Source organism: Nocardia sp. NPDC057668 (assembly GCF_042799795.1).
Taxonomy (GTDB): domain Bacteria; phylum Actinomycetota; class Actinomycetes; order Mycobacteriales; family Mycobacteriaceae; genus Nocardia.
Genome location: NZ_JBHVIC010000008.1, coordinates 217341 through 242932 on the forward strand (window position 1 = coordinate 217341; position 25592 = coordinate 242932).

Below are 25592 nucleotides of genomic sequence, written 5' to 3' on the forward strand. Positions count from 1 at the left end.
CACCGACTGCTTTCGAAGCCACGCGGAGCCGACTTGGGCCTACGGCGTTTCGCGCTCGCGTGTCGTGCTCGAGGTCACTGCGCGGGCGGCGCGGGCATCGTCGATTCCGCGCCCGCTTGTGCGCGGGACAGCGCGACGGCGGCGACGCACATGATCGCGACGGCCGCGATCACGAAGACAGTGCCCAGGGGTCCGCTGCGCAAACGTTCCTCGAGGACCGTGAATCCGAGGAACGCGGCGACGATGGGTTCGGCGACGGTGAAGGCGGGCAGGCAGGCGGCGAGCGATCCCGCCTGGTAGCCGAGCTGTTGCAGATAGACGCCCGCGAGACCGGTGGCAACCAGGAGGTAGAGCTGCCAGCTGGTTACGGCCGACGCGAGACTGTGCTCGAACAGGTCGGTCACGTGGGCGGTCAGGGCCGCGGACACCCCGACCAAGGTGCCGCCGGCCGTGCCGTACAGCAGCGATTGCCAAGCGGCTGCCTGCACCACGCGCGCCGCGATCACCGCCGCGACCACCAGGCCGAGGATCACCCCGAGCGGTCCCGCCCACTGCCGGGTCGGTGCGTCGGAGACGCCTTCCGCCGGGTCGCCCACGATCAGGAAGACCGCCAGCGCGGCGGTCAGGGCGAAGGCGTTGGCCCACATGAGCGGCGTGACCCGCACCGCCCCGAAGCGCTGCGCCAGCGGCAGTGCGAAGACGAGGGAGGTGACCAGGATCGGCTGGACCACCAGCACCGAACCCAGGGCCAGGGCCGCGACCTGAAACGCGAATCCCCCACCGTCCCCGATGATCCCGGCCCACCAGCGCGGATTGCGGACCAGCGTGCGCAGCAGCCCTTCGCCCTCCGGCACCGCCGCCGCGGCCCGCTGCTGCGCCACCGCGGACACCGCGAACAGCAGCGCCGCGATGAACGCACAGATCACCGCACCCACGGGTAGTTGCACTCCCCCAGTCTGCGACCCGGAAGCCCGCGCTGCTCGCTCCGCCCGGATCCTCCGCGCGGCGTGGCCGCGGAAGGTCTTCGCTCGCCGGCGGGCAACTCGAGCTCTTGCACGGTGCGAGCGATCCGAGCCGGCCGACAGCAGGCCGCCGGTCGTCCGGCGGGAGGTCACGTTCTATCGAGCGCCCGACCACCGCCGGGGTCGTCAGGCGGGCGGTCACACGGCGTCGAGCGCGCCCGACCACTGCCGGGTCCGCCGGCCGTGCCGTGGGCGGTCACGTCGCGCCGAGCACCCGACGGCGGCGGACACCGGCCCGGGTCAGGACAGCGCGAAGAAGACGTACTGGTTGTCGGCGTCCTCGTGTTCCTCGCGGAGGGCGTCCCATTCCTCGTGGTGGTACTCGAGGGCGGCGGTGAGGGCGGCCAGGGTGTCGGCGTGGGGCGGGTGAACGTGGTCGAGCGCGGCCCGGTAGGCGTCGATGACCTCGGCGGCGTCGAACAGCGGGAGGTGGCCGAGGGCGGGACCGGAGGCCGAATCCGGCAGCGGGAAGGGGAATTCGGCGAAGAGGAACCGGGTCGGGCGCAGCTCGGCGGGGACGCCGACGCGGTCGAGCTCCGCGTCCAGCTCCGCGAAGTGCGTGCGGGCGTCGGTGTACTCGCCGACCGTGCCGGGTTCGGAGCCGAGACCGGCGACGACGATCTGAAGGGCGGTCACGTAGGCCGCGGCCGCCGACTCCCCGGTTTCGTCGGGACGGCCCGCCGCCAGCTGGTCGAGGGCGGCGGGAATCGTCAGGGCCCAGGCGGTTCCGTGTTCCTCGAGGCCGCGCTGGCGACCGGCGGCCGTCTCGCGCATCGTGCCGAGCAGGCGCGCCGCCCCCTCGCCGCGCGGCTCGGAGCCGAGGTAGGACAGGACTTCGTGGAGGTCGGCGCTGCGCAGCTCGAGACGGTGACTCATGCGCACATAATGGCAATCCGGATCGCGGTCGCGAACGGATACCCCTGCCGGTGAGCGGCTTTCGAGGATCGCGGCGGGATCGGCTTTGCGGACGAGCGCGGCCTACGCCGCCGAGCGGGTACCCGCGCACGGCCTCCAGCCCGGAGACTCGGCGGTCGGCCCGCCCACGCGAGGGTGGCCACCGCGAGTGGCGGGCCGTCGGCCCGCAGGCACGGTTTCAGAGGGCGGCGGCGAGCGTCTCGACCCCCGGGCCGTCCAGTTCGGTGAGTGCGTCGCGTCGTCCGGACAGGGCCAGCAGCAGGGCGAGGACGGTGCCGCGCACTTCGGGCCCCGCGCCGAGCCGCAGGTCGGAGTCGGTGGCGACGACGCTCACCAGCGCCACCAATTCCTGGGCGCCGCCGAAGGATCGGGAGGTCCGGGCCTGCAGCCGCAACGCCCGCTCCACCGCCTCCCCCGAATACTTGTGCGAGATCCCCAGCGGCCGCCGGATGTCCTCCCCGTGCACGACCTCTTCCACCAGCCGCGTGTCCAGCGGCGCGGGCGGCGTCGAAGTGCGCGAGACGACGGACCGCAGCCGTTCCAGCGTCTCCGCGGGCGTCGCCCCGCGCTGACGCTCGATACCGCGGGCATTCTGGGCGTCGAAGTCGAACCGGGCCCGCACCAACCCCAGGACGAACCCGAGCCGGGTCGTGCTCGCGGTGTCGACCAGGTGCGCCGCCACGTCGTGCACACTCCACCCCGGGCACAGCGACGGCGTCTCCCACCGCTCGTCGCTCACCGTCGCGAGGTCCGCGACCAGCGCCGCCCGCTCGGCGTGCACCAGCGCCCACACGTCCCGTGCCACAGCTTCTCCTTCGTTCGTCACACCGGTTCACCACCACAGACGCCTCCGGCGACCAAAACTAATCGCCGGATCCCGTGGAGCCGGGCGGCCGGGCGCGGGCGGCTCGTCGCGAAATCCCGGGGCTGTCCGGACTCCAGGTCCGTAGATTCGAAGTGAGGCAGACGGATTGCGCCGGACACCGTCGTCCGATGCCTCGAGCCGGGAGGGGTCGCTCATGTCGGGTGCGCGTAGCAGAACCGTCTATCACTCGTCGAAGATGCGCACAATCGCGCTCGCCCTCGGCTGCGTCATCTTCGTCGCGCTGGGCGCGGCGCTCGTGACCGTCGAAGAACCACTGACGGCCACCCTCGGCATGGTCACGGTGCTGTTGTTCGGCGGATCTCTGATCGGCGCTGTACGGCAACTGTTCCGCCGAGCTCCGGAACTCGTCCTCACCGACCGAGGACTGACCCATCACCGCCTCGGCACGGTCACCTGGCCCGAAATCGAACGACTTCACGTGGGCCGGGTGCAGGGGCAACGCTTCTTGAACATCACCCTGCGTGACCCCGACGCCTATCTGTCCCGGTCCTCGCTGCGCACACGCATCCTCAGCCGCGGAAACCGCGGTCTCGGCCACGGCTCGGTCTCCATCTCGGCCGTCACCCTCCCGGTCTCGGTCTACGAGCTCGCGGGCGCCATCCACCACCATTGCCCGCGACTGGGCGTGGACGGGATGCGCTGACGGGCTTCGAGATTCACCGCGCCCGCGGGGCCATCGAGCCCCGGGATTCCGCTGCCGCGACGCGAGACCTTTTGCGGCAGTGCGAGCGGCGGAACGGGTGGCGTGGGTTCGATGGGGCGGGGTATCACGGGTGTGGGGCGTCATCGCCCCGTGGGACGGTGATGGGAGCTTGATCATGTCGGAGAACAACAAGCAGAACCTCGTGTACTTCGAGAGCACTTCCATGCGGGGGTTGTACGAGAGCATGCGGGAGTGGCAGGAGGGTGCGGGAAAGCGGCTGCTGTCCATCAGCATCGAGCGGGACGGGGACAACTTCTGCGCCATCGCGCTGACCAACCCGACCGAGGTCGTGATCACCAGTGCGGACGGGCACAACCACGCCAGCGTCAACAGGTTCGGGCTGCTGGCGGTGGACTCGCAGTAGGCGGGGTCAGGCCGCGCGGTCGGCCGGGCGGGCGGGAGCGCGGCGGGCCGAACGGGCGCCGCGCATCGTCAGGGGCAGCACCCAGCCCGCGGCCAGCTGATCGGTGGCCAGGGCGGGCAGGGCCAGGCGGTTGTGGACGAAGCCGATCGACACGCCCGAACTCGGATCGGCCCAGCCGAAGGAACCACCGAGCCCGATGTGCCCGAAGCCGGTGCGCGCGCCGGGCACCGGCAGCGAGTGATACCCCATGTGCCAGAGCATCGGGATGTAGAACAGTGCGTGGTCGAGCCGGTAGGACTCGATGCGCCGCACGGCCTTCATCGTGCGCGGGGTCAGGAAGCGGTGACCGTTCGACATGCCGCCGCACGCCAGCGCGCCGTAGAGCGTGGCCAGACCCGAGGCGGTGCAGATGCCGTTGCCCGCGGGCAGTTCGGTGTGGTTGATGGGCGGATCGTCGCCCTCGACGAACGCTTCCAGGCCGGGCAGGAACAACGCCCGCGCGGCCGCGCCCGCCGCGCCCGGGAACCCGTAGGCCCGCCCGAGCACCAGCGACGCGTAGGTGCTGCCCACCGGCGCGAGCCGATTCCCGCGCAGCACAGCGGTGGTCGTGGCGCTGCCCGGCCCCGGCCGGCCGAGGTGGATGCCGTCGGTGCCCAGCGGCTCGGCGATCTCGGTCCGGAACAGCTCGGCCATGCCGCGCCCGGTGACCGCCCGCGCCAGACCCGCGAGCAGCCATCCGAAGGTCAGCGCGTGATAGGTCGGAATCCCCAGCAGGTGATCGGGTTTCGCCGCCGCCAGCTGTCGCTCCATCAGCCGGTGATCCAGGACGTCGTCGAGCCCGCGCGCGATATCCGGCAGCCCCGACAATCCCGCCCGGTGAGACAGCAACTGCCGCACCGTGATTCGCTCCTTGCCCTGCGCAGCGAACTCGGGCCAGTAGGCGGCGACCGGCGTGTCGTAGTCCAGCAGCCCGCGGTCGGCGAGCCGGTGGATGACGGTGGCCGCGATGCCCTTGGTGGCGGAGAAGACCACCGATCCGGTCCCGGCGCTCCAGTCCTGCCCGGGCGCGGCCTCACCGACCCACACGTCGACCAGCGGCGCCCCGTGCCGATGCACCGCCAGCCCCGCGCCCGCCCCCGGCCGCCCGCCCATCCGCCGGGCGAAAGCCCGGACCAGCGGCGCGAATTCGGGAGCCGCGTACCCGCCCACCGGGGTGGACGATTCGGCCGGAACCGGGGAGGAAGCCACAGTGCTCACCGCTCCACGGTAGAACCGCGCCCCACCCCGGGCAATGACGCGCGGCGGAGCGTTACTGCCCCTGCCCCAGAGGTTATTTCCCATGTCCGAGCGGTTATCCGCCCGTGACCCCCGGTACGCCGTACGACGCCGAACCCCGCGTACGCGGCGGTCGTCGCTCCCGCCCTGCGGCTCGGGACCGGTCCGCCCGGTGCTTACGGTCGCTCCGCCGGTCGACCAAGTTGCCGTCGTACCTGGAACACCGATCATCGAAACCGTGGCCGATCGCCGGACAGGTCCTCGGGGAGAACTCGCCGCACCGATCGATCGGCGCCATCGCGACCACCGTGGATCCGAGGTGCCCGGCTCACGACGCGGATCCCGTTCACGCACCGAAGCTGGCGCACACGCCGATTCATCGGGAGAGTGGTGAGGTGGGAATCTACGAGGAGCGGGTGCTGCCGCACATCATCGACAAGACGTGCGGGTCGGCGATGCTGGATCCGGTGCGCGAGAAGGCCTGCGCCGGACTGCGCGGGCGCGTGATCGAGATCGGCTTCGGCTCGGGCCGCAACGTCCCGTTCTATCCGGCGGCGGTGACCTCGGTGAGCGCGGTCGAACCGGCCGACCGGGGCTGGGCCATGGCGGCCGGGCGGGTGGCGCGCTCCACCGTCCCGGTCGAGCGCTCCGGCCTGGACGGACAGTCACTTCCGTTCGCGGACAACAGTTTCGATTCGGCCCTGACCACCTGGACCCTGTGCACGATTCCCGACGTGCAGGCCGCGCTGGCCGAGCTGCGGCGCGTGCTCGCCCCCGGCGGCACCCTGCATTTCGCCGAGCACGGCCTCGCGCCGGATCCCGGCGTGCAGAAGTGGCAGCAGCGCCTGAACCCCGTGCAGAACACCCTGTTCGGCGGCTGCAATCTGAATCGCGATGTGCGAATCATGCTGGAGGACGCGGGTTTCGAGATTCGCGAGCTGGATCGCTTCTACGAGAAGTTCGCGCCGAAGTTCCTGGGCGCGCAGTCGCTGGGCACCGCGGTCTCGGCCTGAGCGCGGGCCTCGTACCCGCCGCGTGCGGCGGGTACGAGGTCGTGAACCGCGCGCGACGAACTACCGTGCGGGCCAGCCACCGTAGGGAACTGTGATCAGCTCCAGGTAGTGGCCGCTGGGATCGAGGAAGTAGACGCCCCGGCCCCCGTCGTTGTGATTGATCTCGTTCTCGCCCCTACGCTGCGGATCCGCCCAGTAGGTGAGCCCGCGGCGCTGGATATTCGAGTACGCCGCGTCGAATTCGGCTTCCGAGACCAGGAACGCGTAGTGCGTGGGATTCAGCCCGCCCGGCAGCTCGGGCGGCACGGTGGCGAAATCGAAGGTGACGCCGTTCTCGACTTCGAGCGCGATGAACGGACCCCATTCCGCTCCCACCGTCAGGCCGAGGATGTCGGCCCAGAATTCGGCCGTTTCCCGATTGTTCTTGCTCGCGACAATGGTGTGGTTGAACTGGATGGTTATGGGAAAACTCCTGTGCTCGTGGCGATCCCGACCCTGGACCGGTACAAGTCGGCCGACAGGAGCACCGCCACGTCTTCGAAGCTATCCGGAAACGGAGCGGCCCGCCAACCCCCGGGTGACGACGGTCACCATGGGCCGGCGGGCCGGGCCGAGTGGCGGGCTACTTCCCGCCGGAGCCCGAGTCGGCGGACAGGCTGCCCAGCTGGCACAGCAGGCTGGCGGGGTACTGCATGGTGCAGACCTGAGCGACCTGGTCGGCGGGGGCGGGCGACGGGCTCAGGGGCACGGCGGCGGCGGTGGCCGCGGCGGCGAGCGGGGCGAACAGAAGGGCGCTGGCGAGGATTCCGGCACGATAGCGAGTGCGCATGGGGAGTTTCCTTTCCGGACGGCGGGGCCTGCCGTCTCGCCGGGAACATACTGAACTGCCCCCATTTCAGACAAGCCCCGGAAAATGACGGCGGCGCCGACCGGGGCGGATGCGTCCGCGTGGATCGGGACCGGGCGACGCCGCCGCGGACGGCCGCGGGTCAGACCGCGGCGATCGCGGGCCGCCGCGCCCGCCGCAGGGCGTCCACGGTGAAGATCCCCAGTGCGATCCAGATCAGCGCGAACCCTGCCCAGCGCGAGGCGGGCATGGGTTCGTGCCCCACGAAGACACCCCAGCTCAACTGCAGCGCGGGCGTCAGATACTGCAGGATTCCCATGGTGGACAAGGGAACCCGGGGCGCGGCCAGCGCGAACAGCAGCAGCGGGACCAGGGTCACCGGGCCGGTGACCATGAGCAGCGCGGTATGCGACCCCGAGGACCCGAAGGTGGCGTTCCCGGTGAGCGCCAGCACCACCACCGCGATCACGGCGAACGGCGCCGCGGCCAGTCCCTCGGCGGCGAGCCCGGGCAGCGCGTCGAGCCGGATCACCTTCTTGACCAGTCCGTACACCGCGAACGAGCAGGCCAGCACGAGCGCGATCCAGGGCGGGCTGCCGTAATCGATGGTCAGCACCACGACCGCGACCGCGCCCAGGGCCAGCGCGAGCCACTGCGGCCGGCGCAGCCGCTCCCGGAAGATCAGCACGCCGAACGCCACCGTCACCAGCGGATTGATGAAATAGCCGAGGGCGCACTGCACCACCTGCTCGGAGATGACGCCGTAGACGTACACACCCCAGTTGATGGACAGCGCCAGCGACGCCGCCGCGGCCAGCCGCCAGGTGCGCGCGTCGATCCGCCGCAGTTCCCGCAAACGCCCGGCCGCGAACAGCAGGAGCAGGGCGACGACGAGGGTCCACAGAATGCGCTCGGCCAGTACCTCGACCGGGCTCGCGAAGGCCAGCAGTCCGAAGAACGCGGGGAACAGTCCCCAGATGAAATACGCGCCAACCCCGAAGGTGATGCCGAGGTCGCGCCCGGCCGGGGCCGGCACGGTATGGGTGCCGATCGCGCCGCCGTCCGCGGCCGCTTCCGGGGTCGAGCGCGGATCATCCACTCCCACTACGTTAGCGTGCGCAACTATCACCGGATATCGAATATCGGACGTCCAATTCGGCCGCGGCGACGCGCGCGCCCGCCACCTGGCCGAACCGGTTTCCGGCCGTTCGACGGCCTAGGCTGTCGATCATGTCGATCACTGCGCAGGCCGCGACGCCCGCCAGCCCACCGGCGACCGGATTGACCTCGGCCGAGGTCGACCAGCGCCGCCGCGACGGGCTCACCAACGACGTTCCCGAGCGCGCCAGCCGCTCGGTCCGCGAGATCGTCCGAGCCAACATCTTCACGCGGATCAACGCCATTCTCGGCGTGCTGTTCATTCTCGTGCTGGCCACCGGCTCGATCATCGACGGCATGTTCGGCCTGCTCATCGTGGCCAACAGCGCCATCGGCATCTTCCAGGAGGTGCGCGCCAAGAAGACCCTGGATCAGCTCGCGATCGTCGGGCAGGCCCAGCCGATGGTCCGGCGTGAGGGGAAGGCGCAGGCCGTGGCGCCGCAGGAGGTGGTGCTCGACGACATCATCGAACTCGGCCCCGGCGATCAGATCGTGGTCGACGGCGAGGTCATCGAGGCCGAACTGCTCGAGGTGGACGAGTCGCTGCTCACCGGCGAGGCCGACCCGATCGACAAAAGCGTTGGGGCGCCGGTCATGTCGGGCAGCTTCGTGGTCTCCGGCAGCGGCGCCTACCGGGCGACCAAGGTGGGCAAGGACGCCTACGCGGCCAAGCTCGCCGACGAGGCCAGCAAGTTCACGCTGGTCAATTCCGAACTGCGCAACGGCATCAACACCATCCTGAAGGTCATCACCTACCTGCTGATTCCGGCGGGCCTGCTGTCCATCTACAACCAGCTGGTCTCCAGCGGGGAGTCGTGGCGGCCCGCGGTCAACGGCATGGTGGCGGCACTGGTGCCCATGGTGCCCGAGGGCCTGGTGCTGATGACCTCCATCGCCTTCGCGGTGGGCGTGGTGCGCCTGGGCCGGCGGCAGTGCCTGGTGCAGGAGCTACCCGCCATCGAGGGCCTGGCCCGGGTGGACGTGGTGTGCGCGGACAAGACCGGCACCCTCACCGAGAACGGCATGCGGCTGGGCGAGATCCGGCCGGTGGACGGCGACAGCGTCGGCGCGGCGCTCGCGCTGAACGGCGAATCCGGTTCCGGCGCCGGCGGATCGCAGGATCTGCGGCAGGTGCTGGCGGCGCTGGCGGCCAACGATCCGCGACCCAACGCCAGCGTGCTGGCCATCGCCGAGGCGCTGCCGGACAACCCGGGCTGGCGGACCAGCGGTGTCGCGCCGTTCTCCTCGGCCAAGAAATGGAGCGGCTTCTCCTTCGGCGAGCACGGCAACTGGCTCCTCGGGGCGCCCGACGTGCTGCTGGACTCGAACAGCGACATCGCCTCCACCGCACAGGAAATCGGCGCGCAGGGCCTGCGCGTGCTGCTGCTGGCGAGCAGCGACCGTCCCGTGGACGCCGCGGACGCCCCCGGCGCCGTGACCCCCGCCGCGCTGGTGGTGCTGGAGCAGCGGATCCGCCCCGACGCCCAGGACACCCTGGAGTACTTCGCCTCCCAGCATGTGGCCACCAAGGTCATCTCCGGAGACAACGCGGTCTCGGTCGGCGCGGTCGCCTCCTCGCTGGGCCTGACCGGCGGCGCGCACGCCGTGGACGCCCGCCAATTGCCCAGCGATCAAGGCGAACTCGCCGATGTGCTGGAGAACGAGACGGTGTTCGGCCGGGTGCGCCCGGATCAGAAGCGGGCCATGGTCGGCGCGTTGCAGTCGCGCGGGCACACCGTGGCCATGACCGGTGACGGCGTGAACGACGTGCTCGCCCTCAAGGACGCCGACATCGGCGTCGCCATGGGCTCGGGCAGCCCGGCCACCCGCTCGGTCGCGCAGATCGTGCTGCTGGACAACAAGTTCGCGACCCTGCCCTACGTGGTCGGCGAGGGCCGCCGGGTGATCGGCAACATCGAGCGGGTCTCCAACCTGTTCCTCACCAAGACCGTCTACTCGGTGGTGCTGGCCTTCCTCGTCGGCATCGCCGGGGTGGGCTCGCAGATCTTCCACTACGAGGCCATCGGCTACCCCTTCCTGCCGCGCCACGTGACGATCGCGGCCTGGTTCACCATCGGCATCCCGGCCTTCATCCTCTCGCTCGCGCCGAACAACGAACGCGCGCGCACCGGATTCGTCAAGCGCGTCATGCGATTGGCGATTCCGTCCGGCCTGGTCATCGGGATCATGACCTTCATCTCGTACCTCATGTCGTACCAGGGCCCGGACGCGACCGAGACGCAGAAGGTCCAGGCGGGCACCACCGCGCTGATCACGCTGCTGATCATCGCGGTCTGGGTGCTGGCCATCGTGGCCCGCCCGTGGGTGTGGTGGAAGGTGCTGCTGGTCGCGGGATCCGTTGTGGGCTACCTGGTTCTGTTCGCGCTGCCGTTCACCCGCGAGTTCTTCAAGCTCGATCCCACCAATGCCGCCTTCACCACGTGGGCGTGCATCCTGGGCGCGATCGGCATCGTGCTGGTGGAGGTGGCGTGGTACATCAGCGCCCGGCTGCAGGGCGAGACCCCGCACCTGCTGCCGACCTCCCCGGGCGAAAAGCCATGATGCCCCGCTGATTCCGGAGCGGGACCGAACACCGAGCGGCGGTGCACCCTACAGGTGCATCGCCGCTTTCGCGTAAACGCGTACTGGTCGCATGTTTCGGCTCGCCGTGAACTGCCTTGTCCGGGGCTGTCATTGACGCGCGGGGTACTTTGGGGCTCATGGAGGTCCTGCTGCACCAGATCGACGCGTTCGCCGACGCACCGTTCTCGGGCAACCCGGCGGCGGTCATGCCACTGCTCTCCTGGCTCACCGACGAGCTGCTACAACAGCTCGCCGAGGAGAACAACCTCGCCGAGACCGCCTTCTACACCTCCGCCCTGCCGCCGGACGCCGGTGCGCCGCCGGACAACTCACCCGCCTTTCATCTGCGCTGGTTCACCCCGCAGGTCGAGGTCGACCTGTGCGGGCACGCCACCCTGGCCGCGGCCGCGCAGATTCTGGACGACATGCATCCGGGCGCGGACCGCGTGCACTTCTACACTCGCAGCGGCTGGCTGCGGGTAGATCGCGATCGCGACGATCTGGTGCTGGATCTGCCGTCGGTGCCCTCGGTGGAAATCGATGTGCAGGATGACATTCCGCGCCTGCTGGCGCGGGCGCTGGGCGTGCGGCCGCTGCGCGCCTTCGAGGGCACCGACGTGGTGCTCGTGCTCACCGCCGAACACGAGGTCCGCGACGCGCGCCCGGATTTCGCGGCCTTCCCGAAGCTCGGCCGGGCGGCCATCCTGACCGCTTTGGGCGAGGAGGTCGATTTCGTCTCGCGGGTGTTCGCGCCCGGGGTCGGCGTCCCGGAGGATCCGGTGACCGGATCCGCGCACGCCCAGCTCGCACCGCTGTGGTCGGCCGACCTCGGCCGGACCACCCTCACCGCCCGGCAGTTGTCCAAACGCGGTGGGGCGCTGCGCTGTTCGCTGTCCGGCGACCGGGTGCGACTGGCCGGTCGCTGCCGGCGCTATCTCGACGGCGTGGTGCGCCTGGCGGACTGATTCCGCACACGCGCCGGCTCGGCAGGCCCGGATGGAGTCAGCCGGTCGCGGATCCGGTGCGGCGTTCGAGGATCAGGTCCGTCAGATTGCGCAGATCCTCGGCACGGTGGCCGGGGTAGCCGTGCAGCAGCCCGAGCCAGCGCTCCGGAATCGCCGACGCGCCCCAGCGGGCGCCGAGCAGCCCGCCCGCGATGGCCGCGGTGGTGTCGGTGTCACCGCCGGCCCGCACCGCCGATTCCAGTGCGGCGGGCAGCGAATCGGTATGGGTGATGGCCCACCAGGCGGTCTGCAGCGCGTGCACCACCCAGCCGTTCTTCGGGAAGTCCGCGGGTGTGCCGTGTTCGGCGGTGTCGAGCAGCGGTTCCCAGAAGGCGGCGTCCACCGCCCACAGTGATTGCCGCACACCGGCGTAGTCCCCGTGCAGCACCGCGTGCCGGATCGCCAGGGACCACAGCGTGCACGCCTGCATCGCCTGCGGGTCGTAGTGGGTGAGCGAGCTGATCAGCGCGGCGGCTCTGCCGCAGTTGGTTTCGTCGTCGAGGTAGCCCAGCGCCACCGGAGCGGTGCGCATGAGCGAACCGTTCCCGGCCTTGAGCCCGCCGAGTTCGTGGGCGCGAATCTGCATGTCGCGCCCGGATGTGCTGCGCCACTGCAACACCTGGGAGGTCTGGGCGCCGATGTCGGCAGGCTTCGAATCCCACCACGCGACGAATTCGGCCGCCGTGGCGTCCAATCCGCTGGGCTCGTGCAGGTTTCCGGCCCGCACCAGGCCGCGCGCCACCGCGATGGCCATCGAGGTGTCGTCGGTCCACTCGCCGGGAGCCCAATCGAACGCGCCCCCGCCGATCATGTCGATGACGCGGTCCGGACCCGGATGGGTGAATTCGTACCCCGCCCCGAGCGCGTCACCGGCCGCGGTGCCCAGCAGCACCCCCGCTGCTCGATCGGCCTGCGCGGTCGTCAAATCCATCGGACCCCATCCCTTTTCGTGATCGGTGCGTGGGCACCACACTCTCACGGACGGTGCGATCGCACGGCGGCAAGGGCGGGAAGACGCGGATGCGCGCCCCGCGGTGACCTCCGGCCGTACCGGAGGTCTCCGCGTGGGGACGGCCGCCTCGCACGGGACCCGGGCGCACTCACCGGACGTCGCGATACGAGCGGACCTCGGGCCGAGCCCGTGCGACTAGACCTCCAGATCCTCTTCGATGCCCTTGAGCCGGTGCCGGGCCAGCGCCAGGTTGGCCCGCACCTTGTCCAGGGCCAGATACAGGAACAGGCCCTTGGACTTCCGGCCCGTCATCGGGCGGATGATGTGGTACTGGCTGCCCAGGGTGATGAGGATGTCCTCGATCTCCTCGTTCAGGGCCAGCTGTTCGATGGTGCGCATCTTGGCGCGCACCACCTCGGTGTTGCCCGCCGCCGCGACCTGCAGGTCCAGCGCCTTCGAGCTGCCGAGCAGGCCCAGGGCCATGCCGCTGTTGTAGTCGACCACGGCGGCGCCGACGGCGCCGTCGATCACCATCATGTCCTTCAGCGCGATATCCATGTTGGACATGGCGTTCCTTTCAATCGGTGTTCTTCTTCTGGTGCTTTCCGAGGTCGTTCGCCGCCGACAGATGGTCGGCGATGGTGCGGGCAACGGGGCGCGACTCCAGGTGGAGCCGGCCCACGTTCACCTCGGGGCCCGCCAAAACCGTGAGCGCGGCGGTCCAGCCCGCCGCGTAGATCACCACGTACCCGCCCTCACCGCGCACCACCACTTCGCGGAAGTTGCCGCCGTGCGCGGTGGTGGCCAGCCGATGCGAGAGCGCCAGCTGCGAGGCGCTGAGCGCGGCCATACCCGTCGGCTCGATGTGGGTCGGCAGGTCGTGGGCGATGAGTAGGCCGTCGGTGGAGGCCACCAGCGCTCCGGTCAGCTGCGGGACGCGTGTGCGTAGTGCCTGCAGCTGCGCCGGTAACACCGTGTTCGGTTCGGGTCCGGACATCGCCACCTTGGTCAACCTTCCCATCAAATCGCCGAACGTTCTCCTGCGCGCTGTCACGCAAGCTCTTCCAGGGCCGCGCGCACGCGCACGAGGACGTCACGATCGACCGGCTGCCAGCGCTCGGCGGCGGTGACCGCCGCGGACTGGCGGGCCCGGCGGCGGGGCAGGCCCGCCGGCGCGGCCGCGGCGGGGGTGACCACCACCGAGTCGGTCATGACGAGCGGGGCGGGAGTCGACCCGGCCCGCGCGGGCTCCACGATCAGGCCCACCGCGGTGAGGTCGCGCACCGCCTGCAGACAGCCGAAGGTGGTGCGGCCCAATTCATGTGCGATCCCGGTGATGCTGCGCCGGGAATCGGCGGCCGCGAGCACCTCGGCCTGGCCACCGGTCAGCACCACCCGCTGGGTGCGCACCCGCCGCACCGGGACCACCGGCACGCGATCGACCATGGTGGCGGGCCAGAGCCCGGCCTCGGGATCGCCGCGGCGCGCGCATTCGTCCACGATGGCGCGCGGGGTGAGATGACAGACGGGAGCCAGCCAGTGCGCGGGCGCGGGTTTGAACTCCGGGGCCGAGGCGTTGGCGAGCAGAAAGTAGGCGGCGTCGAAGACCGACAGCACCGCAAGGGTTTCCAGCTGCGGGGTGCGCAGCAGCGAACCGCCGTTGCCGCCCTCGGCGGCGCGCCAGTCCTCCGCGGTGGCCACGCCCGCCTCGATGACCAGCCGGTCGAGCCCGGTGGTGCGGCGGCAGTCTGCCCGCGTGATCGCGCCGTCGGTGAGATGGAAGGCGCCGTCGCCGGTGCGCAGGACACCGGTGCTGCCCTGCTGCTCGAGCCGCCGCAATTCGACGGCGAGTTCACCGCTCATGATCGCCTTCGACCAATTCGGACAGAATCCCGCGGATCCGGAATCGCGCCATGCCGAGGTTGCCGGTCGCGTCGTCGAAGAGCACGTGCACGAATAGCCGGCCCTCGTAGTCGCCGTTCACCAGATTCAGCAGGTGATATCCGCCGCTGCCGCAGACAATGATCTCGGTGATGTCGTCGCCGTAGGCGCTGTTGATCAGCGCCGGGCACTGCAGCACCGCCCGGACCACCTCGGTGGTACTGGCCGCGTCCTCGTGCTGGTCGAGCAGGTCGTGACTACCGGCGGCGGCGACGGAAAGACCACTCGCCGCGTCGACGAGCGTCACACTCCGCGCACCGGGGATATCCATGATGCGTTTGAGACAGCTATCAATACCGAACACTGAGCCACCACTCGCGCTGAAGACTTTACGATTTCAGGACGCTACACATGTGCCGGTAGCGACACACGGCATTTGCCCGAGATTTACGGCGTCTCTTCTCATTTCCCCCGGTGGCAGGAAAAGAATACCTCCCGGTTTCGAATACTGTCCGGTTTCACTGGGTTTCAGCAAACCAAATTTCGCCGCCAGCAAACTTTTCCGGACGTCGACATACGCCCGTGATAGGTCGACAATGCGCCACTCCGAATACCCGATTCGATTGCACACCATCGGCGCGAATCATGCATTCCGGGTGTGTCGCATACGGCGGCGCGGCCGGGCCGCGGGGATCGCACGGGCGCATCGATCATGACCGGCGGGCCTGCCGCCCAAGACTTTCGGCGGCGGGCCACGAGCGACACCGGCCCGGTGCGCGCGTGCCGCGCCGGACGGCCGGCGGCGACCGGCCCGAACCGTCAGTCGGTGGGAACCGGTCCGTCGTCCGGGCCGGGGACGGCCAGCAGGTCCGATTCCGGGAGCAGGGGAACCAGGGCGAACACGCCCGCGGGAGCGTCCGCGGGCAGCGCCTCGACGGCCCGGACGCTTGGCAGCAGGGCCAGGGCGCGCAGTTCGGGCAGCGTCCCGTACACCACGATTCCCACGACGCAGGCGCAGTTCGCGCGCAACCGGGCGGCGGTGACCGCGTTGACGCGCACGGCGCGAGCGTCCAGCGGCGCGAGGTATTCCACTTGGTACGCAGCGGCTTTCACCGAGGCGCGGGCGGCCTCGTCACCGGCGGGCACTGGCACGGTGACGATCGGCGTGCGCACCCGATCCAGCGGCACGTGGTAGGTGATCTCCGAAATGCGCAGTCCGCCCGCGTATTCCGGAATCCGATCGGCGGTGATGCCCGTGGTGAAGGACAGCAGCGCCCAGTGCCCGGCGGTACCGTCCGCACCCGCGAGCGACGCCCGGGCGCGGGCCAGATACTCCGCGACCGGCTCCCCGTTCTCCGGGCCGAGCCGATCGGTGGCGATGACCGCGGGCCGCGGCGGAACAGCCACCCCGAGGCCGTAGACGAAGGCGGCGAAAGCCGCTGCGGCGGTGGCGATCGCGAGCCGCCGCCGATCGCCGGTCCGCACTAGTGCGCGCGGAGCACGTCCAGCGCGTGCTCGAGGTCGGCGGGGTACTCGCTGGTGATCTCGATCCAGCGGCCGTCGGCCGGATGGTTGAACCCGAGCTGGCGCGCGTGCAGCCACTGCCGCTCCAGTCCGAGCCGCTCGGCCAGGCGCGGGTCCGCGCCGTAGGTGAGATCGCCGCAGCAGGGATGGCGCACCGCGGAGAAGTGCACCCGAATCTGGTGTGTGCGACCGGTTTCCAGGTGAATGTCGAGCAGGCTCGCCGCCTGGAACGCTTCCACGGTGTCGTAGTGCGTGACGCTCGGGCGGCCGTCCGCGGTGACCGCGAACTTCCAGTCGTTGCCGCGCGCGCGGCCGATGGGCGCGTCGATGGTGCCGCTGCTGGGATCCGGATGACCCTGCACCAACGCGTGATAGCGCTTGTCCACGGTGCGCTGTTTGAAGGCGCGCTTGAGCACGGTGTAGGCGTGCTCGGACTGTGCCACCACCATGACCCCGGAGGTGCCCACGTCCAGCCGGTGCACGATGCCCTGGCGCTCGTGCGCGCCGGAGGTGGAGATGCGGTAGCCCATGGCGGCCAGCCCGCCCACCACCGTGGGCCCGCTCCAGCCGACGCCGGTGTGCGCGGCCACGCCCACCGGCTTGTCCACGGCCACGATGTCGTCGTCGGCGTAGAGGATCCGCATCCCGTCCACCGGGGTGGCCTCGACCACGAGTTCGCGCTTGGGCTCGGGGAATTCGACCTCGAGCCAGGAGCCCGCGTTGAGCCGGTCGGACTTGCCCGCCGCCACCCCGTCCAGCTGCACCGAGCCGTCCTCGGCCATGGCGGCCACGGCCGTGCGCGACAGGCCGAGCAACCGGGACAGGCCGGCGTCGACACGCATGCCGTCCAGGCCGTCGGGCACCGGCATACTGCGGGTTTCTCTCATGCGGTCTCGTCCTCCTTCTCGTCCTCGGCGCGCTGCATACGGGTCCCGTCGGGTTCGAAGCCGAACAGCGTCAGGGTGACCAGCAGGATCGCGCCGCAGACAATGGCCGAATCGGCCACGTTGAATACCGGCCACCAGCCCACGGCCATGAAATCCACCACGTGCCCCTGCAGCGGGCCGGGTGCGCGGAACAGCCGGTCGACCAGGTTGCCCAGCGCGCCGCCCAGCACCATGCCCAGGCCGATGGCCCACGGCAGCGAGCGCAGCGTACTGCCGATGCGGATCACGCCTATCACGACGGCGGTGGCGATCAGGGTCAGCAGCCAGGTCATGCCCGTGCCGCCCATGGAGAAGGCCGCGCCGGGGTTGCGGACCAGGGACAGGCGAACGGTCTTGCCGATCAGGTACACCGGTTCGCCGGGCGTGAGCTGGGCAACCATGATGATCTTGGTGAGCAGGTCCAGGCCGAGCAGCACGGCCGCCAGGGCGAGCACGGTGCGCAGGCGCTTGGGCCGGGCGGGGACGTCGTCGGCGGGCTCGGCCGCGGTGTCCGTCGCGGACTCGGCCGCGGTCTCCGTGGCGGACTCGGCCGCCGGGTCCGCGCCGGTGTCGGCGGCGGCGTCGCCGGTCGTCTCGGCCGTGATGTCCGGGCCGGTGGCCTCGGTCTTCTCCGGGCTCGCCGCCCGTGTGCCGGAACCGGAATCCTTCGCGAGCGACGCGGGCTCGGCCGCGGTCTCCGCGGCGGCCGGAGCGCGGTCCGCGGCGGCGCCGGCGGGCGTGCTGTCGCCGGGCGACTCGTCTGGTTCGTCTGCGCCGGATTCGCGCGGCCGGTCGGTACTCACGGTTGACATCATTCCCTATGGCAATTGCCTGCCCCGCGCTCGGCGTGCGAACGGGCCGTTCGGTACGCGCTGCGAGGGGTGCGAAGGCGGCGGCGCCCGGGCGCGCTCGCATCCCAGCTGATTTTCAGGAAGTGGCCGTAACCTGTTCGACGTGACGGTGTTGTCTTCATCCCCCAGCTCGGCGCCTGCCACCGCACGCTGTTCCGGCCCCGCGGGCCGAACGCGCCCGGGTCATCGGAATCCTCGACCGAGTGTGCTGCTCATGGTCCTCGCCGTCACCTTCTCCGCGCTGAGCGCCGGGTGCAGCGCGGGCTCGGAGACCACGACCGAGAACGAGGGCGTCGAACCCGTCGTCGGCATCGGCAAGGAAGTGACCATGCCCATCGCCGCGGTGACCACCACCGTGGTCGAGCCGGGCGCCGAACCGCGAGCCCGGCTGCGGCCCGGGGTCGAGGCGGGCACCACCCAGCAGGTCACCCTGCGCACCGATCACCACATCGAACAGCAGATCAATTCCCAGGCGGTGCGGGACTTCTCGCCGCCCGGGGTGACCATCCCCTTCACCGCCGAGGCCGGCAGCGACGGCGTCGAACTGACCCTGGGCAGCGTCACCTCCCCCGATCCCGCCCTGGCCAAGGCGCTGCTCGCCGCCGACGGCTCGCGCGCGGGCTTCGACATCAGCGACGCGGGCGCGATCACCGCGCTGCGCATGGCGCCCAAGCCCGCGACCTCCGACGCCGCGCGCGCCGCCCTGGAGCAGGCGTTCTATCAGGCCGTGTACCAGTCGATCGCGTTCCCGGACGAGCCGGTCGGCGAGGGCGCGGTGTGGACCGTGCGCCAGCAGGTCTCGGGCAGCGTGCCCCTGGAGCAGGTCACCACCGCGACGCTCACCCACCGCGACGGCAATCTGCTGACCATCTCCCTCGACGTCACCCAGACCCCCAAATCCACGGTGTGGCACCTGCCCAACGAGGCCGGGCAGCTGGAGATCATGGACTACCTCATGCACGGCAACGGCGTGATCACCGTCGATCTCGGTCTGCCGCTGCCGGTGTCGGGCTCGGTCGAAGTGGGCGGCAACCAGACCTACCGCGACCCGCAGAGCAATGTGACGCTGCGCCAGGTGCTTCGGACGCAGGTGCAGTGGGGCGCGTGAGGGGCACCGGAACGACCGCATCCGTGATCCCGGGCGCGCGCACCGCATTCGTGGCGCTGACCGGGGTGCTGGCGCTGACCCTGGCGGCCTGCGGCAAGGACGACACCGCCCCGGCCCTGCCGCCGCTGGGGCCCGCGGTGGCGCCGCCCACGGTGCGGGCCGAGGGCCCGGTTCCCGATTCACCCGCACTGCGCGCCGCGATCCTGGACGCGCAGGCGCTGCCCGACGGGTATGCGGCCCTGCCGGATCCGGCCGCGGGCAGCACCGCCGGCTCGGGTTCGAGCACCGACCCGGCGCAGTGCGCGAAGGTGCTGGCCCCCGTCGCACAACAGGCCCCCGACGCGGCCGCGCGAGCGACCGCCACCTTCGGCGGCCTGGATTTCGCGAGCATCGACATCGACGCCGCCGCCTACGCCGGAGACGGTGCGGCCCGGGCCTTCACAGCGGTGCAGACCCTGCTGCGCGACTGCGGCAGCTACTCCGGCACCGATGCCGCCGACCCGTCCGCCACCATCGAGTTCCGCGTCGGCAGCCTCGAGCAGCCGGCCGCCGGCGATGCCGCCACCGCCTACCGCGTGGTCACCACGAGCCAGGGCTTCACCCTCTACTCCGCGGTGAGCCTGGCCCTGGTCGGCTCGACCGTGGTGCAGATCGCCATGTCCGGCGCGAAAGAGCCGGACGCACAACAGCTCAGCGCCCTCACCGTCGCCCAGGTCCGGAAACTCCGCGGCGAGTCGGGGCCGTAGGCGCACCGCGCCCCGCGCCTCACGCACCGCGCCTCACGCACCGCGCCTCACGCACCGCGCCTCACGCACCGCGCCTCACGCACCGCGCCTCACGCACCGCGCCTCACGCACCGCGCCCCGCTCCTCGAGGAGCGGGGCGCGGTTTCCGTGCTACTGCCAGCCCTTCACATTGATCGGCCCGGGACTCCACATGCCCGAACGGGATTCGGGGGTGATCGCCGGGCGCGCCGGGGTCGCCGTGTCGTCGATGCGGATGAACCGCTGCAGCTCGCCCCAGTCGCTGCGCCACGCCTTGTTCAGGTAGGTGGACTGGGTCTGGGCGCGCAGCAGCATATGGCTCCAGCCCAGCGGACCACCACCGGCGTGACCCTGCCAGGTGTTGGTGTCCTTGGCCCCGCCGCGATCGGGCAGGATCCGGTACTCCGGCGTCTCGGCGATGCCGAACCGGTGATCGAAGGGCCGCTGGCACGGGAACTGCAGTCCCACCGCCCAATCCAGCAGCACCGGCGCGGTCGAGCCGACGACGTCCTGCAGCGTGCGGGTCTCCGGCATCCGCGGCGGGGTGAGCGCCACCCACTGCTTGCCGTCGCGGCTGGTGTCGGTGGCCAGCACCCGGATCACCGTGGCCTCGGCCGGGATGTCGGTGAACGGCACCCGCAGGTTGCGCCACGTCGGCACCGGGCCGACGTCGATCGGCGTCACCCGCCCCAGCGCCCGCGGCTCATCACCGGAATCGGCCGTGCCGTACTCGATCTCGACGCTCTGCCCGGCGGTGGCGACGCCGTCCTTGTCGAAGGAGCGAATGCGCCCGGCCGCCGACAGCGCGATCAGCCCGGTCCGGTCGGCGACCGCGGGCAGGCGGTACCAGCCCGTGGTGAGCGAGGCGGTCGCCTCCTCGGTGCCGAAGGTCCCCAGCACCGGCGTGGTGGCCGGGTTCAGGCCGAACGGCAGTGCGGCCGTTGTCGTTCCGGCGACCTCGTCGGCCTCCTCGGTGACCGCGGTGGTGATGGCGCTGGAGTCCACCTCGTCGTCGGCGGTCAGATCCGTTGCCACGCCGCCCGGTACGAAGCCCGTGGCGTCGGCCCCGAAGGCGGCGAAGGCATCCCCGGTCACCGGGGTCAGCATGCCCCGGTTCGGATCGGTCTCCACCAGCACCTCGTGCCCGAGCCCGCAGGCGTTGCCGGTCAGTGCGCCGACGTTCGACTTGGCCAGCGAGAACGCCGGATACTGCGCCACCGCGCCCTTGGCCATGGAGGCGATCTCGAACAGCACCATGAACGCGGCGATGATCGTGAGCGGCGGCAGCGCCACCACCCGCCAGGCCCGGCGCGAAATCCGGTGCGGGCCCACCGGTTCCGGCGCTCGCACATGGAACCATCCGGCCAGCGCGAGCAGCGCCAGCGCGGCCAGCAGGAAGAGCTTGTTCAGCCCGAGCCCGGCCAGCACCACCGGCTTGTCGTTCCACGGGATCCCGTGATTGGACACGTACCAGTAGCCGTTGATGCTGGAGAAGGTGATGGCCATGACGAAGGCCAGCACGGCGGCGAACAGCGCCCGGTTGCGCGGCGAGCGCATGACGCGCGGCCCGACCGCCACGGCGGCGAGAACCGCTACCGCACCGGCCAATCCGGCGTAGACGCCGTTGTGATGGGTCCATTTGGTGGGTGTCGTGGCCATCAGCAGCATGACCCCGACGCAGGTGCCCAGCAGCCGCCGGGCCGGGCCGGCCGCGGTGAACGGAATCCGCCCGCCCTTGCGCAAAAGCACCACGGCGCAGGCGATCAGGCCCGCCCACAGCATGAACATGCCGAACTTGCGCGCCACCGAACCATCGATGGTGGGCATGAAAAGGTACTGGTAGCGCAGATATTCGTTGTACCACTGCACGTACGGCTCGGCGAGCTCGTGCACCCGCTGCATCTCGAACATGGCGGCGAGCGGCTGATCGGCGAAGGCCACCGCCAGCACCACCACGCCCGCCGCGGCCACCGGCGCGAGCAGGGCGAGATAGCCGACCCCGCGCGCCCGCAGGATCGCGAACAAACCCGCGTCCGGCGCGACCGGTGCGCTCATGGCCTGCGCGCGGGCGTCGACCGCCCGCCACAGCGGCCGAATTCCGGCCAGCAGCGGCGCGATACAGATGATGCCGGAGGGCCCGGCGGTGACGGTGAACGCGCCGATGAGCCCGGCGATCGCGTACGGCAGCACCCGGCGGGTGGCGATGGCGCGCTCGACCGACACCCAGGTCAGCAGGACGCCCAGCGCCTCGATCGGCTCGGGCCGCAGGCCGTTGTTGTACGGCATCCACACCGCGAGGAAGCCCAGGGCGCCGGTCCACACCGCCACCCGGTCGAAGCGCACGCGCGCACCCAGGCGCGGAATCACCTCGCGGCTGATGACCAGCCAGGTCACGATGCCCGCGAGCAGGGCGGGCAGGCGCATCCACGGGCTGGCCGTCGAGAGCTGCGCCATCTGGCCCAGCAGGTCGTAATACGGTGTGCCGACCGGGTTCTCGGGCACGCCGAAGTACCGGAAGTAGTTGGCCATGTAACCGGCGACGATGGACGTGCGGCCCATGCCGAACTGGTAGCCGTCATCGGAGGTGGTCGCGCCGATGAAGTGCCACAGCACGAGAACGCCGATGACCACGCCGTCGACCGGTTTGACGGTCCACCAGTGCTGCGGCAGGAAGCGGCGCTGACGTCGCCCGTCGCGGCCGTCGAGCCGGTACAGCGCGAAGAGCGCGAGCACGGTGCCCAGGATCGCGGTCCAGATGGCGATTCGCTTGAGCAGTCCCGGATGTGAGGAGAAGCGGCTGTCCAGCTGCGAGATCACCTCGGCGCCCGCGGGCGTGGTCAGATCGCTGTAGATCCCGACCACCTGCGGCCGGTAATCACCGTTCAGGGTGATCGGGGTCAGGGTGGATCCGGTGAGGGTGGCGACCGAACTCGTCATCCCCGAGCGCACGGTGAGCGCGCAGTCGGCGGGCAGTTCGGTCATGGGCACGCTGAGCAGCGTCTGATTCTGCAGTACCGCTTCGAGTTTGCCGGGAGTGGTCGCACCGTCGGCGGCAACCTTCGGCGCGGTCACCCGCGCGACGAAGCCGTAGCGCTCGAGATCGGGGGCGCCGTCCGGCGCGGTAGCCACCACTGTGCCGCCGGTCGCGGCGAGCTGGTTCACCGCCGCGCACGGCACGGTCACGTCGAAGGTCAGCGGCGCGTAGGAGACCAGCGGGGCCTCCACGCTGCGGGCGGAGTCGCCCTGCGGCCAGGACAGCGTCGCGGAGTCCACGGTGATCGGCAGCAGCGGCACCGCCACCGCGGCCAATACAGCGATCAGGCCCGCGATCAGAGCGAGCGGTCGTTCCCATCCAGTTCGAGCCGCGGCCACGTTCTCGGGCCCGGCTCGCCCGGCGGAATCACGCCCCGCCTTCTCCATCACGTCCGTCACGATCGCCGATAGTAGGGGGGAACCCTGGCAACGCGCGCCCCGGTCACGGTCGGGTCCCGCTGACCAGGTCAAATGTTCAACAGTCGTGACGCGGGCCGGTTCCGGCGGTGCGCATGGCCGGGGTCACCCCCGCACGCGAACGGGCCCGCCGCTCCGCGGGAGCGACGGGCCCGTCTCGGCCTCACGCGTGGATCAGGCGCAGGCCGGGGAGGTCTGATTGACCAGCGACAGCGCGTTGCAGATCCACTCCTTCTGCACCTTCCACTTGCCGTTCTCGGCGACGAAGGGCACGACGGCCGGGTTCGGCGCGCCGCCGTTGATGGAGAACTGGCCGTCGGCGGTGAGGGTGCCGTTGCCGAGATCGGTCACGCCGGTGACCTCGACCTTGGCGTTGTTCTGCTGGTAGGCGTCACTCAGGCGCTGCGGCAGGGTGGGGTCGGCGTCGACACCCTGCATCATGTCCAGCTTCTCTTCGTTCGGGACGCTCGGATCCAGGGCCTTCTGCAGCTGCGCGTTGAGTTCCGCCACGGTCGGGGCCGGCGGGAAGTTCTGAGACGCTGCGGTGGTCGTGGCGGTGGTGGTCTTGACGGGCTTGACCTCCTTGTCACCACTGCCGCAGGCGGAGAGCCCGAGGGTGGCCACCACGGCCAGGGCGGCGATCGCGATACGTCCAGTCTTCTGAAGCTTCAACTGCTCGTCCTTTGCGTTCGAGTAGGTCCGTTGGACTACGTGCAGCGCACCCGACCGGCGACGCTGCCCGACGGCCAGGCTACACACGCCGAGGGTGAACACCCGCCTCCGCGGCGGGCGTCGCGACACTTTCAGTCCGAATCCTCACGAATCACTTATTGATCCGAAAGTCCTGCATTGTCCGAGTTCAGCGCAGGCTGCCGAGCGGATCGGCCTTGGCGAGCAGGGGGTCCGCGACGGCGAACGTGTGTGCCGGTCCCGGGCCGCTGCTGCGGGTCTCGAAGCGCACCGTCACCACCCCGTGCCCCGCGCCCTGCACCCACCCGTGCCCGAACTCCGGATGCTCGACATCGAGCCCCGGATAGAAGGACTGCGTCAGATACGAGCGCGCCACCGGCGCGGCCACCGGCTCCGGCGCGGGGATCGCCGCCGCGGGCTCGTCGGACACCTCGTCCAGGACCACCACCCGGTCCAGCTCCGGGAACAGCGACTCCTGCCGGATCTCGGACAACCCCGCGAAACCCACCCCCACCAAGCGAATCGGGCCCAACTGCACCGGATCGATGGCCGCGCGCTGGGCCGCCGCGGTGAGCGTCGCCAGATCCTCGGTGGCGTACGGCAGCGTCGAGGACCGCGTCACGATGCTCATGTCGGCGCGTTTGAGTTTGAGCACCACCGTGCGCGCGGCCCGCCCGTCGGCGCCGAGCCTGCGGTGCGCCGACACCGCCATCGCCTCGATGGCCGGGCGCAATTGAGCGAGGCTGACGATGTCGGTCTCGTAGGTGGTCTCGGCGCTGATCTGTTTGGCTTCGGCCCGCTCGGCCACCGGCCGGTCGTCGATGCCGCGCGCGAGCCGGTGCAGCGTCGGCCCGATCCCGGTGCCCAGGATCGAGGCCACCTCCGATTCGGGCAGGGCGGCCAGCGCACCCACGGTCTCGATTCCCAGGGTGCGCAAACGGCTTTCGGCCACCGGGCCGATCCCCCACAGCCTGCGCACCGGCAGCGCCGCCAGGAACCCCTGCTGTTCGGCGGGCGAGATGACCCGCACCCCATCGGGTTTGGCCATGTCGGAGGCGATCTTGGCGAGCTGCTTGCTGCTGCCCGCGCCCACCGAGGCCACCAGGCCGGTGCGCGCGAGCACCAGCGCGCGCAGCTCCTCGCAGAATTCGAGCACCTCCCCGGGGGTGGCGCCCGCCAATTCCGCGGGCTCGCCGAACGCCTCGTCGAACGAGAGCCGCTCCAGCACCGGGATCCGGGCGCGCATGGTCTCGAACACCTGCGAGCTGAGTTCGGCATACACCGCGCCGCGCGGCGGCACCACCACCCCGTTCACCCCGACCAGCCGCCGCGCCTGATGCATGGGCATGGCCGAGCGCGCACCGAACACCCGCGCCTCGTAGCTGGCCCCCGCCACGACCCCGCGCCCGCCCATGCCGCCCACCAGAACCGGGCGGCCGCGCAGGGTCGGGCGGGTGAGCTGCTCGACCGAGGCGAAGAACGCGTCCATATCCATGTGCAGCACCCAGCGCCGGGCCGGGCGGTGAGCTGGGAGCCCGCCGGGAGTCTGCTGCGAAATCGCGCGTGCGGGCGGCGCGTCCGCCGCCACCCCGCCGGACCCCGGAAGAACACTGTGACCAGTATCGATGGGGTCGGCGGCGGGAGTCACAGCCCGCAATCTACGCGCGGCTACCGAC

General features: G+C 70.8%; 25 protein-coding genes. 7 read left to right on the plus strand and 18 right to left on the minus strand.

Annotation, left to right across the window (positions count from 1 at the left end; genetic code table 11):
• Positions 1–74: 74 nt before the first annotated feature.
• The 3 genes from ACFVBH_RS37090 to ACFVBH_RS37100 form a co-directional block, all read right to left on the minus strand.
• The gene (locus ACFVBH_RS37090) at positions 75–947 is read right to left on the minus strand and encodes a DMT family transporter (RefSeq protein ID WP_379009071.1); all 873 of its coding nucleotides are present in this window, start codon (positions 945–947) and stop codon (positions 75–77) included.
• Between the two features lie 315 nt (positions 948–1262).
• Positions 1263–1898 (minus strand): hypothetical protein, encoded by a 636-nt coding sequence (locus ACFVBH_RS37095; protein WP_379009074.1) that lies wholly within the window; start codon positions 1896–1898, stop codon positions 1263–1265.
• A gap of 217 nt (positions 1899–2115) precedes the next feature.
• The gene (locus ACFVBH_RS37100) at positions 2116–2742 is read right to left on the minus strand and encodes a maleylpyruvate isomerase family mycothiol-dependent enzyme (RefSeq protein WP_379009077.1); all 627 of its coding nucleotides are present in this window, start codon (positions 2740–2742) and stop codon (positions 2116–2118) included.
• Positions 2743–2998: 256 nt separating this feature from the next.
• Between ACFVBH_RS37100 and ACFVBH_RS37105 the strand changes: the two genes are divergently transcribed.
• A complete protein-coding gene (locus ACFVBH_RS37105) occupies positions 2999–3466 on the plus strand; it encodes an STM3941 family protein (protein WP_354987252.1) in 468 nt (155 codons plus the stop codon).
• 175 nt (positions 3467–3641) lie between these two features.
• Positions 3642–3890, plus strand: a complete 249-nt coding sequence (locus tag ACFVBH_RS37110) for a hypothetical protein (RefSeq protein WP_379009080.1) — start codon at positions 3642–3644, stop codon at positions 3888–3890.
• 6 nt (positions 3891–3896) lie between these two features.
• Here the strand turns inward: ACFVBH_RS37110 and ACFVBH_RS37115 are convergent, their stop codons facing one another.
• Entirely contained in the window at positions 3897–5147 is a 1251-nt protein-coding gene (locus tag ACFVBH_RS37115) for a serine hydrolase domain-containing protein (RefSeq protein WP_379009084.1), read from the minus strand.
• Positions 5148–5560: 413 nt separating this feature from the next.
• Here ACFVBH_RS37115 and ACFVBH_RS37120 point away from each other — a divergent pair, with 413 nt between their 5' ends.
• The gene (locus ACFVBH_RS37120) at positions 5561–6178 is read left to right on the plus strand and encodes a class I SAM-dependent methyltransferase (RefSeq protein WP_379009087.1); all 618 of its coding nucleotides are present in this window, start codon (positions 5561–5563) and stop codon (positions 6176–6178) included.
• A 60-nt stretch (positions 6179–6238) separates the two neighbouring features.
• On the opposite strand, the gene ACFVBH_RS37125 is transcribed toward ACFVBH_RS37120, so the two are convergent.
• The 3 genes from ACFVBH_RS37125 to rarD all read right to left on the minus strand — a co-directional run bounded on the left by ACFVBH_RS37125 (position 6239) and on the right by rarD (position 8061).
• Positions 6239–6640, minus strand: a complete 402-nt coding sequence (locus ACFVBH_RS37125) for a VOC family protein (protein WP_379009856.1) — start codon at positions 6638–6640, stop codon at positions 6239–6241.
• Positions 6641–6800: 160 nt separating this feature from the next.
• Positions 6801–7007 (minus strand): hypothetical protein, encoded by a 207-nt coding sequence (locus ACFVBH_RS37130; RefSeq protein ID WP_379009090.1) that lies wholly within the window; start codon positions 7005–7007, stop codon positions 6801–6803.
• Positions 7008–7167: 160 nt separating this feature from the next.
• Entirely contained in the window at positions 7168–8061 is an 894-nt protein-coding gene (gene rarD / locus ACFVBH_RS37135) for an EamA family transporter RarD (protein WP_379009892.1), read from the minus strand.
• A gap of 194 nt (positions 8062–8255) precedes the next feature.
• Between rarD and ACFVBH_RS37140 the strand changes: the two genes are divergently transcribed.
• Positions 8256–10745: an HAD-IC family P-type ATPase gene (locus ACFVBH_RS37140; RefSeq protein WP_379009092.1), complete on the plus strand. Its 2490-nt coding sequence runs from the start codon at positions 8256–8258 to the stop codon at positions 10743–10745.
• 158 nt (positions 10746–10903) lie between these two features.
• Positions 10904–11731: a PhzF family phenazine biosynthesis protein gene (locus tag ACFVBH_RS37145; protein ID WP_354987258.1), complete on the plus strand. Its 828-nt coding sequence runs from the start codon at positions 10904–10906 to the stop codon at positions 11729–11731.
• 37 nt (positions 11732–11768) lie between these two features.
• Here the strand turns inward: ACFVBH_RS37145 and ACFVBH_RS37150 are convergent, their stop codons facing one another.
• The 8 genes from ACFVBH_RS37150 to lspA form a co-directional block, all read right to left on the minus strand.
• Complete coding sequence (locus tag ACFVBH_RS37150) at positions 11769–12701, minus strand: ADP-ribosylglycohydrolase family protein (protein ID WP_354987259.1); 933 nt, start codon at positions 12699–12701, stop codon at positions 11769–11771.
• Positions 12702–12917: 216 nt separating this feature from the next.
• Positions 12918–13289 (minus strand): hypothetical protein, encoded by a 372-nt coding sequence (locus tag ACFVBH_RS37155; RefSeq protein ID WP_354987260.1) that lies wholly within the window; start codon positions 13287–13289, stop codon positions 12918–12920.
• 10 nt (positions 13290–13299) lie between these two features.
• Positions 13300–13743, minus strand: coding sequence for a roadblock/LC7 domain-containing protein (locus ACFVBH_RS37160; RefSeq protein ID WP_354987261.1), 444 nt, complete (start codon positions 13741–13743; stop codon positions 13300–13302).
• A 29-nt stretch (positions 13744–13772) separates the two neighbouring features.
• On the minus strand, positions 13773–14585 hold the full coding sequence (locus ACFVBH_RS37165) for a hypothetical protein (RefSeq protein ID WP_354987262.1): 813 nt from the start codon (positions 14583–14585) through the stop codon (positions 13773–13775).
• On the minus strand, positions 14575–14967 hold the full coding sequence (locus ACFVBH_RS37170; protein WP_379009098.1) for a hypothetical protein: 393 nt from the start codon (positions 14965–14967) through the stop codon (positions 14575–14577). Before ACFVBH_RS37170 ends, ACFVBH_RS37165 begins: the two co-directional genes overlap by 11 nt.
• Before the next feature lie 455 nt (positions 14968–15422).
• Positions 15423–16088 (minus strand): hypothetical protein, encoded by a 666-nt coding sequence (locus ACFVBH_RS37175; RefSeq protein WP_379009101.1) that lies wholly within the window; start codon positions 16086–16088, stop codon positions 15423–15425.
• Positions 16088–17014, minus strand: a complete 927-nt coding sequence (locus tag ACFVBH_RS37180; RefSeq protein ID WP_354987265.1) for an RluA family pseudouridine synthase — start codon at positions 17012–17014, stop codon at positions 16088–16090. Before ACFVBH_RS37180 ends, ACFVBH_RS37175 begins: the two co-directional genes overlap by 1 nt.
• Positions 17011–17658, minus strand: a complete 648-nt coding sequence (gene lspA / locus ACFVBH_RS37185; protein ID WP_379009897.1) for a signal peptidase II — start codon at positions 17656–17658, stop codon at positions 17011–17013. Before lspA ends, ACFVBH_RS37180 begins: the two co-directional genes overlap by 4 nt.
• Before the next feature lie 460 nt (positions 17659–18118).
• Between lspA and ACFVBH_RS37190 the strand changes: the two genes are divergently transcribed.
• The gene (locus ACFVBH_RS37190) at positions 18119–19012 is read left to right on the plus strand and encodes a hypothetical protein (RefSeq protein ID WP_354987266.1); all 894 of its coding nucleotides are present in this window, start codon (positions 18119–18121) and stop codon (positions 19010–19012) included.
• Positions 19009–19758 carry a hypothetical protein gene (locus ACFVBH_RS37195; RefSeq protein ID WP_379009105.1) on the plus strand — a complete coding sequence of 250 codons (750 nt, stop codon included), beginning with the start codon at positions 19009–19011 and terminating at the stop codon, positions 19756–19758. Before ACFVBH_RS37190 ends, ACFVBH_RS37195 begins: the two co-directional genes overlap by 4 nt.
• A 150-nt stretch (positions 19759–19908) precedes the next feature.
• Here ACFVBH_RS37195 and ACFVBH_RS37200 read toward each other — a convergent pair whose 3' ends face one another.
• From ACFVBH_RS37200 to ACFVBH_RS37210, 3 genes are all read right to left on the minus strand, one after another.
• Positions 19909–23208, minus strand: a complete 3300-nt coding sequence (locus ACFVBH_RS37200) for an arabinosyltransferase domain-containing protein (RefSeq protein ID WP_379009108.1) — start codon at positions 23206–23208, stop codon at positions 19909–19911.
• A gap of 192 nt (positions 23209–23400) precedes the next feature.
• Complete coding sequence (locus ACFVBH_RS37205) at positions 23401–23898, minus strand: hypothetical protein (RefSeq protein ID WP_354987269.1); 498 nt, start codon at positions 23896–23898, stop codon at positions 23401–23403.
• A gap of 187 nt (positions 23899–24085) precedes the next feature.
• Positions 24086–25411 carry a DNA polymerase IV gene (locus ACFVBH_RS37210; RefSeq protein WP_379009903.1) on the minus strand — a complete coding sequence of 442 codons (1326 nt, stop codon included), beginning with the start codon at positions 25409–25411 and terminating at the stop codon, positions 24086–24088.
• Positions 25412–25592 lie beyond the last annotated feature (181 nt).